The organism is Kribbella sp. NPDC023855 (assembly GCF_040639475.1).
Classification (GTDB): Bacteria; Actinomycetota; Actinomycetes; order Propionibacteriales; family Kribbellaceae; genus Kribbella.
This window is the reverse complement of record NZ_JBFAAA010000004.1, coordinates 554,948-567,898: the sequence shown is the minus strand read 5'-3', so window position 1 is coordinate 567,898 and position 12,951 is coordinate 554,948. Positions and strand designations below refer to the sequence as shown.

13 protein-coding genes are annotated in these 12,951 nt (G+C 68.2%); 9 read left to right on the top strand and 4 right to left on the bottom strand.

Annotated features, from left to right (window positions below):
* Positions 1 to 13: 13 nt before the first annotated feature.
* Complete coding sequence (locus tag AB0F51_RS17875) at positions 14 to 496, bottom strand: CinA family protein (RefSeq protein WP_360281077.1); 483 nt, start codon at positions 494 to 496, stop codon at positions 14 to 16.
* A gap of 179 nt (positions 497 to 675) precedes the next feature.
* On the opposite strand from AB0F51_RS17875, the gene AB0F51_RS17870 reads away from it, so the two are divergent.
* On the top strand, positions 676 to 1,416 hold the full coding sequence (locus tag AB0F51_RS17870; protein ID WP_360281075.1) for a GntR family transcriptional regulator: 741 nt from the start codon (positions 676 to 678) through the stop codon (positions 1,414 to 1,416).
* 4 nt (positions 1,417 to 1,420) lie between these two features.
* Here the strand turns inward: AB0F51_RS17870 and AB0F51_RS17865 are convergent, their stop codons facing one another.
* The 3 genes from AB0F51_RS17865 to AB0F51_RS17855 are packed head-to-tail and all read right to left on the bottom strand — an operon-like array spanning position 1,421 to position 4,407.
* Positions 1,421 to 2,056 (bottom strand): DUF47 family protein, encoded by a 636-nt coding sequence (locus AB0F51_RS17865; RefSeq protein WP_360281073.1) that lies wholly within the window; start codon positions 2,054 to 2,056, stop codon positions 1,421 to 1,423.
* Positions 2,053 to 3,069, bottom strand: coding sequence for an inorganic phosphate transporter (locus AB0F51_RS17860; protein ID WP_360281071.1), 1,017 nt, complete (start codon positions 3,067 to 3,069; stop codon positions 2,053 to 2,055). The genes AB0F51_RS17865 and AB0F51_RS17860 overlap by 4 nt, the downstream gene beginning before the upstream one ends.
* A gap of 21 nt (positions 3,070 to 3,090) precedes the next feature.
* Positions 3,091 to 4,407, bottom strand: coding sequence for a phytase (locus AB0F51_RS17855; RefSeq protein WP_360281069.1), 1,317 nt, complete (start codon positions 4,405 to 4,407; stop codon positions 3,091 to 3,093).
* 164 nt (positions 4,408 to 4,571) lie between these two features.
* On the opposite strand from AB0F51_RS17855, the gene AB0F51_RS17850 reads away from it, so the two are divergent.
* From AB0F51_RS17850 to AB0F51_RS17815, 8 genes are all read left to right on the top strand, one after another.
* Positions 4,572 to 5,753: an ABC transporter substrate-binding protein gene (locus tag AB0F51_RS17850; protein WP_360281067.1), complete on the top strand. Its 1,182-nt coding sequence runs from the start codon at positions 4,572 to 4,574 to the stop codon at positions 5,751 to 5,753.
* A 42-nt stretch (positions 5,754 to 5,795) separates the two neighbouring features.
* Positions 5,796 to 7,643, top strand: a complete 1,848-nt coding sequence (locus AB0F51_RS17845) for an iron ABC transporter permease (RefSeq protein WP_360281065.1) — start codon at positions 5,796 to 5,798, stop codon at positions 7,641 to 7,643.
* A 3-nt stretch (positions 7,644 to 7,646) separates the two neighbouring features.
* Entirely contained in the window at positions 7,647 to 8,792 is a 1,146-nt protein-coding gene (locus tag AB0F51_RS17840) for an ABC transporter ATP-binding protein (RefSeq protein WP_360281063.1), read from the top strand.
* Positions 8,780 to 9,541 carry an HAD-IA family hydrolase gene (locus AB0F51_RS17835; protein ID WP_360281061.1) on the top strand — a complete coding sequence of 254 codons (762 nt, stop codon included), beginning with the start codon at positions 8,780 to 8,782 and terminating at the stop codon, positions 9,539 to 9,541. Before AB0F51_RS17840 ends, AB0F51_RS17835 begins: the two co-directional genes overlap by 13 nt.
* A gap of 22 nt (positions 9,542 to 9,563) precedes the next feature.
* Positions 9,564 to 10,412 (top strand): inositol monophosphatase family protein, encoded by an 849-nt coding sequence (locus AB0F51_RS17830; protein WP_360281059.1) that lies wholly within the window; start codon positions 9,564 to 9,566, stop codon positions 10,410 to 10,412.
* Positions 10,409 to 11,215 (top strand): HAD-IIB family hydrolase, encoded by an 807-nt coding sequence (locus AB0F51_RS17825; protein WP_360281057.1) that lies wholly within the window; start codon positions 10,409 to 10,411, stop codon positions 11,213 to 11,215. The genes AB0F51_RS17830 and AB0F51_RS17825 overlap by 4 nt, the downstream gene beginning before the upstream one ends.
* Positions 11,216 to 11,241: 26 nt before the next feature.
* Complete coding sequence (locus AB0F51_RS17820; protein ID WP_360281055.1) at positions 11,242 to 11,775, top strand: PH domain-containing protein; 534 nt, start codon at positions 11,242 to 11,244, stop codon at positions 11,773 to 11,775.
* Positions 11,776 to 11,911: 136 nt separating this feature from the next.
* The gene (locus AB0F51_RS17815; RefSeq protein ID WP_360281564.1) at positions 11,912 to 12,922 is read left to right on the top strand and encodes a LacI family DNA-binding transcriptional regulator; all 1,011 of its coding nucleotides are present in this window, start codon (positions 11,912 to 11,914) and stop codon (positions 12,920 to 12,922) included.
* The last annotated feature ends 29 nt before the right edge of the window (positions 12,923 to 12,951 follow it).

The window sequence follows — 12,951 nt, the reverse complement described above, 5'->3', positions numbered from 1 at the left end:
ACCCGGCCGAAAGCTATCGGCGCGGCTCGATGGTTGCCAACAGCATCGAAAGCGCGGCCTCGGCGGACTGCTCCAGCACCGCGGCAGGATCGCCGTCGAAGTGGTACTCCGCCACTTCCTCCCTGCCGGCCGTCGCCACTGAGACGAACACCGTCCCAGCCGGCTTGCCCTCATCTGGATCGGGACCACCCACCCCGGTCACCGCAAGCCCGAAGTCCGAACGCAGCAACCGGAGGACCCCGCGAGCCATCTGCCGGGCACACTGCGCCGTGACCACCGGCCCGGGCTCGACTCCGAGCACTTCGAACTTCACGTGCGCGGCGTACGCCACGACTCCCCCGGCGAACCAGTTGCTGGCCTCCGGTGCCGCGCCCAGCCGGCTCGCCAGCTTCCCACTGGTCAGCGACTCGGCCACCGCGACCGTCTGCTTGTTCTCCCGAAGGAGCCGGGCGACGGCCTCAGCGAGCTCTGCCGCGTCCTGCGTCGGTCCACCCATCGATCTGCCTGTGCCCTTTCCATCCGCTGAAGAGACCGCCCGGTACCCGGTCGGCAGCCGCTCATTCGACGCGGCGCGGGGATCGGGAGGCGATTGGTCTGTAGATGCTGACATAATGACAAAGCGAGGACGGTTGCGCTGGATCGAGGTGGTGAGGAGTGCTCGGCGTGGAGGAACGGATGGGGAGTCTGGACCGGCTGGTCGAGATCGACAGGTCGAGTCCGGTGCCGCTGTACTTCCAGGTGGCGCAGCGGCTGCAGGAGCTGATCGAGTCCGGCGAGATCCCCTCGGGGACCAAGCTCGACAACGAGATCGTGGTCGCCGAGCAGCTCGGGCTGTCCCGGCCCACGGTCCGCCAGGCCCTGCAGTACCTGGTGGAGAAGGGCCTGCTGAGCCGCAAGCGCGGTGTCGGTACGTCGGTGGTCAACAACCGGGTACGCCGCAAGGTGGAGCGGACGAGCCTGTTCGAGGACCTCCTCCGGGCCGGGCGGCGTCCACGCACCGAGGTACTGTCCTGCGAGCTGGTCGAAGCGCCGGAGAACGTAGCCACCGCGCTCGGCCTTCCGGCCGGTGCCGAGGTGCTCGCGCTGGAGAGGCTCCGCTTCGCCGATGACGAGCCGCTCGCGATCCTGCGCAACCACGTGCTCCCCGACCTCGGCGTGACGGCCGAAGGGCTGGCCGATCGCGGGCTCTACCAACTGCTCCGTGCCAACGGCAACGAGGTGAAGGCGGCCGAGCAGTCCGTCAGCGCACGGAAGGCGACCGCTGCGGAAGCCAGTCTGCTCAACGAGCCGCGCGGTGCGACCCTGCTCAAGGTGCATCGGGTCGCGTACGACGCCGGCGGGCGGCCGATCGAGTTCGGCCGCGACCTGTACCGCGCGTCGCTCTACTCGATCGACATCTCCTTCGGCTTCGACTGAAGGGTCAGTGGCTGCGCTTCAGCATCGCGTCGGACAACGCATCGGCACACTCCCCCAGCCGCAGCCCGACGACATCGAGCCGGCGCAGCAACTCCCGCCGCTTCAACAGATCGGTTGACACCTCTTGCTCGAAGAGATTCGCCACCGCCGACTGATATAGCTGACGCACCCGCCCAGCACACTTGCGCACGGCAAGGGTCGTCACGGTCACCTCCGCCGGCCGCCGCGGAAGGCTCGCGACAGCCGTCTGCAGCAACGCCAACCCCTCCGCCACCGCCGCGAGAATCTCCAGATCACCAACCGCAGGATCAGCGCGATAGAGATCGGTCTCCCGCACGAGATCGCGCAGGTTGTCCAGTACGTCGTCCACCGACCTCGACAGCCGATAGAGATCCTCCCGGTCGATCGGGGTGGTCAGCGCCGTCGACAACTCCCCCACCAGCACGGCCCGCAAGGAGTCGCCGGCGTGCTCGACGTCGACCATCTCCGCCCGCGCCTCCGCGGGACTCAGCTCTCCCCTGGTCATCCGCGCGGTCAGGCTCACCCCGTCGATCGCCATGCCGAGCTGGCTGTGCAGCGCATCCAGGGCCCGATGATGCGTGCGGCCGGTCAGATCGTCGTACAGTCGGCGAATTCTCATGGCGTCAGTCCGTTCACAACCAGTCCGATCAGAAGGCCACCGGCCAAGCCGGCCGGCAGCGTCACCGCCCACGCGACCGCCAGCGGAGCGGTGTACTGCCAGCGGATCGAGCGCGGCCCGTCGTTCAGCGCCGCGCCGACCAACCCACCGGTGGTGGCCTGAGTCATGCTGACCGGTACGCCGAGACCCGCAGTACCGAACACCGCGACCGATGCCGCCACCTCTGCCGAGATGACGTGACCGGGTCGCATCCGTAACAAAGTCGCCGTCGCGCCGCGCCCGACTCGACGCAAGCTGAACGCCGCCCCGAGAGCGAAAACCCCGGCAATCGCCAGCACCGGCAGAACTTCCTGCCCGAGCGACAACGGGTACTCCGCAACGGCGGCCGAGATGGCAACGACGGCAAACATCTTCTGACCATCGTTGGCCGCATAGGCCAGGCTCTGACCGACAAACGCCAGCAGTTGTACTGCGCTCGTCCACCGAGCCACCCGATTGATCGGCAACCGCCGTACCGCGCGCCCCAGCACGAAGGCCAGCCCCATGCCGACGAAAGGAGCGGCCGCCCCCAGAGCCAGCACGAACCCGAGCCGCCCCCAGTCAGGCGACGAGCCCAATCCCACGGCCGCGCCGGCGATCGCGCCGAGCAGAGCCAACGTGATGCTGGTCGGTATCCCGCGCCAGGTGAACGCGAGCACCAACCCGATCGCCACCACCGTGCCGACCAGAAAGATCAACTGCCCGGCGGCCCCACCGACCGCGACCAGCTTGCTCATGAAGGTCTCGGCAACTCCCAGCCCGAACACCGCCGGCCCACCGGCAACCGAGAGCGTCAGCACCCCCAGCACCAGGATGCCGGAAGCGCCGCGATGCCGGATTCCCAACGACAGCAGGGCGGCCCCATCGTTCGCCCCACAGATGAACACAAAAGCGACCGCCACCACCAAGACCAGCACAGCCAGCACGAACAATCCCTTCTCGAGTGGGGTGGCGTGGTGTGTGGGTTCGGGCACACACCACGCCACGTCAGGGGGTCAGTCCTCGAGATCCGTTTCGTCGGCCACGTCGTCCCAGCTGACGAACTTGAAGTTGGTGTTCGCCCGCGGTTCGCCGTCGTCACCGATCACGTCCGGCGCGTTGAAGCCGTCCTGGACGACCAGCAACCCGTCCGGATAGCTGCTGCCGAACGAGGCGCTCGAGACCATCGCGCCGTCGCACTCCTCGGAGCCGTCGACCGTGCTGCCGGCCGCGATCCGGAAGTTGGTCAGGTACGGGTTCGCACCCTCCCGGTCGTAGGCCACGAAGGTGTTGTCGCCCTGGCTCGAAGCGAGCAGGTAGCCCTCGCCGTCCCCGTCGTCGAAGATGGTCAGGCCTTCGACGTCGGCGGACACGTGCTTCCCGCCGTACCCCGGGTCCGCGCCGGCCGTGCACTCGTCCTCCACCGGGTCGTAGGTCCCGGGGATGCCGAACTCGCGCACCTTGTCGACCAGCGTGGGTGAGCCGATCAGGTTGGCGTTCAGCTTCCAGATGCCGACGTCCTCCTGGCCGGCGTACAGCTTGCCGGTGGCGGTGTCGACGACCATGCCCTCGACCTGCGGCGTCGTACCGGGCTCGTCGCAGGGCGACCACGTGGCGCCGTTGGGCAGGGTGAAGGTGGAGGGCAGGGTGTAGCTGCGCACTGCCGTGTAGTTGATCGAGGCACCGACCACCTTCAGCTCGACGAGCTTGATGGTGCTGTTGTTGCGCCGGCTCGCGATCGCGTAGTGCTTGCCCGTCGCGCGGTCGGTGTAGGCGGCCAGCCCGTACGCCGTGTTCTGGTCCTCCACCTCTTCCTCGGTAGCCGAGAAGACCCGGGGTACCGAGGCTGCCGTGATGTCGGTCAGCGGGGCGGTCGAGTTGTTCGGGTTGATCCGGTAGGTCCGGATCCTGTCCCGGCCGCGGTCGGAGACCACCGCGACATCGGCCTTGCCGTCGGCGAACTGCACACCGGTCAGCAGATCGACGTTGTTGAAGCGGCCGGTCTCCAGCCCGGGCGCGGGCGCAGCAGGCACCGGCAACGCCTGGACCTGGGCGCCGGACAGGTTGTAGACCTTCAGGCCGCCTTCCTTGGCGGTCGTGATGACCAGGCTCTTGGACGGGTTGGCGTTGTTCCGCCAGATCGCCGGGTCGTCGGCGTCGGCGTTCCCGCCGGCGTCGTCGTCGAACTGCGCCGGTGTCTCGGTGACGGCCTCGATCGAGGCGATCGTCGTCGTGGCGGTCGAGGTGGCGCCGGCAGGGAGTCCGGTGGCCAGCAGGGCCAGACCGGCGCCGAGCGCCACCGGTAGTCGGAGTGAGCGTCGAGGGATGAGCACCGTTACCTCCAGATTCGGGCGGAACAGCTGAATGGTGCTGGACCATACATCAGTATGTCCTTACTAACAACGATTGATCCTTATGTCTTGACATATTGACGTAACCGCGTGAACCTTTCCCCACGCCGTGGCCTTCCGCCCGGTCAGATCCAGGAGGTAGCTCAATGACCAGCCGTACCCACCGCCTGCTCGCGACCGGGGTTCTCGCCACCCTGGCAGCCGTCGGTTGCGCACCGTCGACGTCCACCACCGGCGCGAACGGCGCGGGCGGCACCAGTACCGAGGCCGGCCGGCCGGTGATCGACCAGGACTTCAACCTGACGGCGCTGACCGCGGCCGCGAAGAAGGAAGGCTCCGTCACCGTCTACGACAGCACGGGTGACATCAAGAAGGTGGCCGAGGCCTTCGAGGCGAAGTACGGGATCAAGACCACCGGGGTGAAGTCGGACGTCGGTGACACGCTGGAGAAGATGACCCGCGAGGCGCAGGCCAAGAACGTGACGATCGACCTCACCCTGTACGAGAACGGCCCGACGCTGGTCGGCCAGCTGCTGCCGCAGAAGACCGTGTACACGTGGATCCCGGCCGATCTGGCCGACCAGATCCCGGCGGAGAACCGCAACCCGCTGATGGTGCTGTCCAAGGCGAACGTGTGGATCTACAACCCGAACGTGTTCCCGAAGGGCTGCCCGGTCGACAACCTGTGGGACCTGACCGCCGCAGAGTGGAAGGGCAAGGTCGCGCTGCAGGATCCGCTCGGCAAACCCAACATCGTCGAGTGGTTCAACCAGATGGGCTCGACCTACGACGCGGACCTGCGGGCGGCGTACAAGGCGAACACCGGTCAGGAGCTGGCCACGTCGGAGCCCTCGGCGGCCCGCGAGTGGGTCAAGCAACTGGCGAAGAACAAGCCGGTCCTGACCTCGGCCGACGACGACGTCTCGGCAGCGGTCGCCGCGCCCAACCAGACCGAGCCGCGGATCGGCCTGGTGTCGATCGCGAAGTTCCGCGACGTGGCCGGCAAGGGCTACAAGATGAAGGTCTGCGACACCCTCAAGCCGTACGTCGGCTACCAGTACCCGAAGTTCGGCGCGATCGCGACCGGCAGCAAGCATCCCAACGCGGCAAAGCTCTTTATGCACTTCGTCCTGACCGCGGAGGGCATCACCCCGGAGATGGGGTCGGGCGGCATCTCGGGCAGCAAGGCGGTTCCGCCGAGCAGCAACAACCCGCCTGGGCTGACCGACTGGAGCAAGCAGTTGATGAAGTTCGACTCCAGCAAGCTGCTCTCGGACTTCCGCGAAGCGCAGTCGATGCAGGACCACTGGCGTCTCAACCACCGCTGACCCGCCCAGCCCGCTGCTGCCTGATCCCGGAGGACTTCGCGCATGGCCATCACCGAAACCCGGCCCCCGACCGCTCCACCGCCTGAACCCGCACCCCGTCGTACCAAGCGCTGGCGCTACCGTCTGAGCGTCGCGCTGCACGAGCCGACCCTGTTGATCGGCATCGTGCTCACGCTCATCCTGCTCTACCTGGTGATCGCGCCGCTGGTCGCAGTACTGTCCGATGCGTTCCGGGTCCAGTTCGGCGATGAACCCAAGACGGGCCAGAGCGCGGGCGAGCTCAGCGGCTACTACCTGTGGCGGGTGTTCCGTTCGCAGGTCAGCTCGATCGTGTTCTGGCATCCCCTGGTGAACACGCTGATCGTCGCGGTCGGGGTGACCGTGCTGGCGCTGCTGCTGGGTGGGATCAGCGCCTTCCTTCTCACCCGGACGAACATCGCCGGCCGCAAGTGGCTGGCGACCGCCCTGGTCGTCCCCTACATGCTGCCGTCGTGGACCTTCGCGCTGGCATGGCTCGCCTTGTTCAAGAACGAGCGCTCCGGCGGCCAGGTCGGCATCCTCGAAGCCCGCGGGATCAGTACGCCGGACTGGCTGGCCTACGGCGCCGTACCGATCATCATCTGTCTGGGCTTGCACTACTTCCCGTTCGTCCTCCTGCTGTTCGGCAACGCGTTGCGCCGGCTCGACTCGCAACTGGAGGACTCGGCCCGCATTCTCGGCGCCGGCCGCCGTACCGTGCTCGGCCGCATCACCCTCCCCTTGATGCTGCCCTCCCTCTCGTCATCCACTCTGCTGGTCTTCGGCCGCATCCTGGGCACCTTCGGTACGCCGTACATCCTCGGCCTGCCCGTCGACTTCAACCTGCTGTCGACCTCGTTGTTCGCCTCGGTGCGCAACCATGAGCCCGGCATCACGGCAGTGATCGCCACGGTGATCGTCGTGATCGGAGTCGCCGTCGTAGTGGCCGACGCGCGGCTTCTGAGGGAACAGCGCCGCTTCGTCACGGTCGGCGGCAAGGGCGCGATGGACCGGATCATCGAGCTGGGACGCTGGCGCTGGGTGGCCGGTGGTGTTGCCCTGAGCATCTTCTTCTTCAGCGTCGTGGTGCCCGTCCTCACCCTGGCTCTGTCGACGGTGACGACCACACCAGGAGTGTTCAAGGCCGACAACTTCACGCTGAAGTACTGGCTGGCCAAGGATCTGCCGGACGCGCCCGGCTTCCCGCACGGCCTGCTGCGCGGCACCGAACTGCTCGATGCGGCCTGGAACAGCCTGCGGATCGTCGGTCTGGCCGCGATCATCTGCGGACTGGTCGGGTTGCTGATCGGGTACGTCGTGGTCCGCTCCGACGGCTCTCGCATCGCGACCGTCCTGCGACAGGTGAGCTTCCTGCCCTACCTGGTGCCGGGCATCGCGTTCGCCGCCGCGTTCCTGTCGCTGTTCGCCGTACGGCGGGGTCCGATCCCGGCGCTGTACGGGTCGATCACGTTGCTGGTCATCGTCTTGGCGGTGACACATCTGCCCTACGCGTCCAGATCCGGGATCAGCGCGATGACGCAACTCGGCCGGGAACCCGAGGAGGCGGCGCAGATCACCGGCGCCGGCTGGCTCACCCGGGTCCGGACCGTGGTCGTCCCGATCCAGCGCGGCTCACTCGTCACCGGCATCGTGCTGCCGTTCATCTCCGGGATCAAGGAGCTGAGCATCGTGATCATGCTGACCACCACCGGGACCCAGCTGCTCACCACGCTGTCCATCAACCTGATCGACTTCGCCTACGACCAGATGGCCAACGCGGTCGTCCTGGTGATCGCGCTCGTCGCGTTCCTGGCCACCTATCTCACCCAACGACTGACGCGGACGAGTCTCGCGTCCGGACTCGGAGGCTAGCCCGTGCCCACTATCACCCTGCAAGCAGTGAGCAAGTCGTACGGCGTCGGGCCGCTGGCCGTCGACAACCTCGACCTCACCATTCCGGACGCCTCCTTCACCTGCCTGCTCGGCCCGTCGGGCTGCGGCAAGACCACCACGCTGCGGATGATCGCCGGCCTCGAGCACCCGACCGAGGGGTCCATCACGGTCGGCGACCGGGTCCTGGATTCGGTTGCCCAGGGCACCTTCGTACCGACCGAGCGGCGCGGGATGGGACTGGTGTTCCAGAACTACGCGCTCTGGCCGCACCTGACCATCCGCCGCAACGTCGAGTTCGGGCTCCGGGTCCAGAAGGTCCCGGCGGCCGAGCGCAGGACGAGGGTCGACGCCGCGCTGGAGATGATGCAGATCAGCCAGGCCGCCGACCGCTATCCCTCGCAGCTGTCCGGCGGTCAGCAGCAGCGGGTGTCGCTGGCCCGGATGCTCGCGGTCAACCCCTCGGTCCTGCTGCTCGACGAGCCGCTGTCGAATCTCGACGCCACCCTCCGGCTGGAGATGCGGGCCGAGCTGAAGAAACTGCACGAGGAGACCGGCCACACGATCGTGTTCGTCACGCACGACCAGCTCGAGGCGATGACGATGGCGACCCAGGTCGCGGTGATGAAGGACGGCGTCCTCCAGCAGCTCGCCCCACCGATGGACGTCTATCACCGTCCCGCGAACACCTTCGTCGCCGCGTTCGTCGGCAGCCCGCCGATGAACCTCGCGCCGTGCGACGCCGACGACGGCTCGCTGGGCGGCCTGGCCCGCCGGTACCTGATGCTGACCCAGACCAGGGCGCTCGACGCCGTCGCCACGATCGGCGTTCGCCCCGAGGCCGTCCGGGTGGTCGAGCCCGGTCACCTCGGCAGCGAGAAGGAGTGGGTGTTCGAGGCGCGAGTCCGAGCGGTCCTCCCGACCGGGGCCGCCTGGACCGTCTCGGTCACCGTCGGCTCGACCGATCTCTACCTGGTCTCCACCGACGAGGTGGCCGCCACCACCGGCGACGTACTGCGCTGTGCGGTGAAGCGCAAGGCGGTCCATCTGTTCGATGCCGAGGGCAACCGTCTGGAACTGGGCACGGACCGGGAGTCGGTACGGAACGAGGCAGCCCAATGGATCAGCTGACCAGACCCGCGGCCCTGCTGCTCGACTTCGGCGGCGTACTGGTATCAACCACCAAGCGAGCAGACTGGTCGGCCGAGCTCGCGGCGGAGTTGCACGAACAGATCGGGTCCGGCGAGCTGAGCGTCGAGGAGATCCGCAGCGACCTCGAAGCGGGGGCCGCTGCGGACTCCGCGTGGAAGAACGCGATGTCCCGGCCGGCCGCTCCGCGCGAACTGACCCATCACGAGTACTGGGCCGATTTCGTCGCCGCCGACTGGCCGGCCGCGCCGCGGGCCTGGGTGATCGCGCACGCGACCGCGCTGTGCAAGCGGTTGGGCGAAGTACGCCAGGACCGCGCCCATCGGGACGGCATCCCCGAACTGCTCGACACCGCCGCGGCCGCCGGCATTCCGGTCGCGGTGGTGAGCAACGCGCTGAGTGGTGCCGTCCACCGCGACTACCTCGATCGCACCGGGCTGGTGAAGCAACTCGCTCTGCAGGTCTACAGCGACGAGGTCGGCCTGCGGAAGCCGAACCCCGAGATGATCCTGCTCGCCACCCGCGCTCTCGGCGTACCGGCCGGACAGACCTGGTACGTCGGCGACAACTTCGACCGGGACGTCGTCTGCGGCCGCCGCGCCGGAGTGGGCGGCGTGATCCTGATGGAGGCGCCGGGCACCTACGACCGCCCGTACGTCGTCCGCGCCGTCCCCGACGCGGTGGTGCCGGGGGCCGGCGAACTCCGCTCCCTGCTGCTCGCAACCCTCTGACCGACCCCCACAAGGGAGACTCATGACCGCCACACCAGGCACTGCCGCACGTCCCGGACCGGAGCGCGCAGCCTCCCAACGGCTCCGATCGGTCGCCGCCGAGGCCGTCCAGCTCGTCGCGCCCGGCCTCGCGCAAGCGTTCCGCGGCTTCATGGACATCGACTACAAACGCGACCAGCACGACCCGGTCACGGAGTACGACCGGCAGGCGGAGAAGGCGATCGCCGAGTTCCTCACCGGCGAAGTCCCCGGCAGCAGCGTCGTCGGCGAGGAGGACGGTGTCCGGACCGGCAGCGGCGGGGTCACCTGGTACGTCGACCCCATCGACGGTACGGCGAACTTCGCGCACGGCCTGGCCTTCTTCTGCACCTCGATCGGGGCGGTGGTCGACGACCAGATCGTGGCCGGCGCCATCCTCGACCCGATCGCCGGACACCTCTTCACCGCCGACCTCACCGGCGCCTGGCTCAACGGTGAGCCACTGAACTCGCGCGGAGTCTCTGCCGAGGCACGAGCCCTGCTCATCACCAGCTACCCCAACGCCCGGGCTCTCGCCGCGGACGGAGCGGAAGGCCTTGCGTTGTACGGCGAACTCATCGCCGGCTACGGGACGGTACGTCGTACCGGCAGTGCCGCTCTCAGTCTCTGCCATGTCGCCGCGGGCTGGGCCGATGCGGCGATGGGCACCTCGGTCAGCGCCTGGGACATCTGCGCCGCGCAACTCATCGTCACGCAGGCCGGTGGACAGTACGTCGGATTCGGCGGCACCGGCTGGAACCAGCCCCGGTACGCCGCGCACACGGCCGATCTCGATCCCGCCGTACTCCGGCATTTCGTCAGCACCTACCGAGCCGGTCAGGCGGACGGGTGAGCGCGCGACTGAAGTATTCGTGGCTGGTCACCGATCTCGACGGCACTCTGGTGGACCGGGATCTGGAGATCCCTTTGCGCAATGTCGAAGCGATCGAGCGCTACCGCGCGGCCGGAGGGACGGTGGTCATCGCCACGGGGCGGAACGAGCACTCCGCCGCGCGGTACCACGCGCAACTCGGCCTCGACACCCCACTCATCCTCTACAACGGCGCGCGCATCACGAACCTTGCCACCGGCAACCGACTGCTCGACCTGACGCTCGGCGACGCCTGGCCGGTGATCCGCGACCGGAGCCTGCCGCTGCTCCCGGCGACGGTGGGAGCGGTCGCCTTCCAGGACCTCGACGCGTACGTCGTCAAGCCGGCACCGGCTCTGACCGAGTACGCCGGCCGCGACCAGATCGAGTTGAAGACGTCGAGCCCGGCCGGCTCGCCGACCAAGCTGATGCTGATCGCCGACTCCCCCGGTGATCTCGTCGAGGTCGCCGACCTGATCACCGCCGTCACCGGTGACGTCCGGCTGGTCAGATCGGAGAAGACGTATCTCGAAGTACTGCCGGCGAATGCCGACAAGGGCAGTGCCTTGCGGACCCTCGCCGGGCTCGAAGGCGTGCACCTCGACCGGGTCGCCTCGGTCGGCGACAACCCGAACGACCTCGAACTGATCCACGCCGCCGGCCTCGGCGCCGCGGTCGCCGACGGCCATCCCGACCTCCTCCGCATCGCCGACCTCATCGTCGCCGCCTGCACCGACGCCGCCGTCGCCGACCTGATCGACCACCACCTGCTCGCCCAGCGGTGAGCTGGACCCTGGTTAGGCTTTCCGGCATGGGCATCGACCTCAGGGAAGACATCCGGGCCGCCGTCGCGAAGATGACCGAGACGATCGGGGGCGGGCGCGAGCTGCGGAGGTTGCCCGACCATCTCCACCACGGTGAACGTGTCGACCTGATCGCCACCGGCACCCACGAGGACGGGCTCGCCACTGGAATCGTGGTGCTGACCAATCAGCGCCTGTTGTTCCTGAAGGACGGCGTTCTGTTCAAACGCTCCGAGGACTTCCCGCTCGGCCGCATCACGTCGGTGCAGTGGTCCTCGGGCCCGATGTTCGGCAAGATCACCATCTTCGCCTCGGGCAACCGGGCGGTGATCGACAACGTCGAGAAGCCGGACGGCCTGGCGATCTGCGAGGCCGTCCGGGCGCACCTGGCCGAGCCGGCGCGACCGCAGGACGTCGTCCGGCCGGCTGCCACGCCGGAGTTGCTCGAGCTCTTGGCGAAGCTCGGCGAACTCCACCAGGCCGGGGTGCTCACCGATGCCGAGTTCACGGCGAAGAAGGCCGAGCTCCTCGCCCGGCTCTGACCCGCGGCCGCCAGAACACCCTCCGCCATCGCACCACCGTCCGGGATTTTCGGCTCTTGACGGTCTCTGGCTGGTGCCCTAGCTTTTGTCGAAACGCTTCGTCGAAGCGTTTCGACAGGAGGTGGGCGTGGCGACCATGACGGACGTCGCCCGGCGCGCCGGGGTGTCGGTCAGCACCGTCTCCTACGTGCTCACCGGAGCCCGGCCGATCTCCGAGGCGACCCGGGACCGGGTGCTCGCGGCGATGGCCGAGCTCGACTACCAGCCGAACGCGATGGCGCGTGGGCTGGCCAGCCGGCGGAGCAACATCGTCGGCCTGCTCCTCCCGCTCAGCGGCCGCGGGCTGGGCGCCACCGAGACCGCCTTCGTCACCGGCGCCACCGAAGCTGCCAGGGAAGCCGGTTACCACCTGATGCTGTGCCCGGTCGGCACCGGCGACAGCGACGAACTGCAGACCCTCGCGACCCAGCGGCTGCTGGACGGCTTCCTGGTGATGGAGGTCAAGCTGACCGATCGCCGGGTCGAACTGCTCCGCAAGCTGAAGTCGCCGTTCGTGCTGATCGGCCGGACCGAGGACACCAGCGGACTGGCCTGTGTGGACATCGACTTCGAGCAGACGGTCGACGACGCGGTCGCCCATCTGGTCGGGCTCGGCCACCGGGCGATCGCCTACGTCAACCACTCGGAAGACAGCCTGTCCAGCGGCTACGGCCCGGCGCAACGTACTGCCGAAGCCTTCGCCGGTGCACTCGAGCGGCACGGGATCACCGGCGTGATGGTGCCCAGCGAGGACACGGCCAGCGGTGGCCGGCAGGCGATCCGGGCAGCGCTGCAACGCTGCCCGGAGTTGACCGGTGTCCTGGTGATGAACGAGAACGCCGCGCTGGGAATTCTCACCGAACTGCGGGAGACCGGACTCGACGTACCTCAGGACATCTCGGTGGTGTCCATGGTGACGTCGGAGGTCATCGCCGACCTCGCCAGTCCCCCGCTCACCGCGATGACCTCGCCAGGTGCCGCACTCGGCGCCGCCGCGACCCGGGTCCTGCTCGGCAGGCTCGGCGAAGGCGCCAGTACGACGTACCAGGAGTTGTTGCCCTGCTTGCTGGAAGTCCGGGGAACCAGCGCCAGAGCCCGCACGAAGTAGTCAGGGTCCGTCGCCGCGCTGCAACGCGA

What these genes read in the sequence shown, in the direction of transcription:
- AB0F51_RS17875 (WP_360281077.1), bottom strand. Translation starts at nt 496, where the DNA reads ATGGGTGGACCGACGCAGGACGCGGCAGAGCTCGCTGAGGCCGTCGCC.
- AB0F51_RS17870 (WP_360281075.1), top strand. Translation starts at nt 676, where the DNA reads ATGGGGAGTCTGGACCGGCTGGTCGAGATCGACAGGTCGAGTCCGGTG.
- AB0F51_RS17865 (WP_360281073.1), bottom strand. Translation starts at nt 2,056, where the DNA reads ATGAGAATTCGCCGACTGTACGACGATCTGACCGGCCGCACGCATCAT.
- AB0F51_RS17850 (WP_360281067.1), top strand. Translation starts at nt 4,572, where the DNA reads ATGACCAGCCGTACCCACCGCCTGCTCGCGACCGGGGTTCTCGCCACC.
- AB0F51_RS17845 (WP_360281065.1), top strand. Translation starts at nt 5,796, where the DNA reads ATGGCCATCACCGAAACCCGGCCCCCGACCGCTCCACCGCCTGAACCC.
- AB0F51_RS17835 (WP_360281061.1), top strand. Translation starts at nt 8,780, where the DNA reads ATGGATCAGCTGACCAGACCCGCGGCCCTGCTGCTCGACTTCGGCGGC.
- AB0F51_RS17830 (WP_360281059.1), top strand. Translation starts at nt 9,564, where the DNA reads ATGACCGCCACACCAGGCACTGCCGCACGTCCCGGACCGGAGCGCGCA.
- AB0F51_RS17820 (WP_360281055.1), top strand. Translation starts at nt 11,242, where the DNA reads ATGGGCATCGACCTCAGGGAAGACATCCGGGCCGCCGTCGCGAAGATG.
- AB0F51_RS17815 (WP_360281564.1), top strand. Translation starts at nt 11,912, where the DNA reads ATGACGGACGTCGCCCGGCGCGCCGGGGTGTCGGTCAGCACCGTCTCC.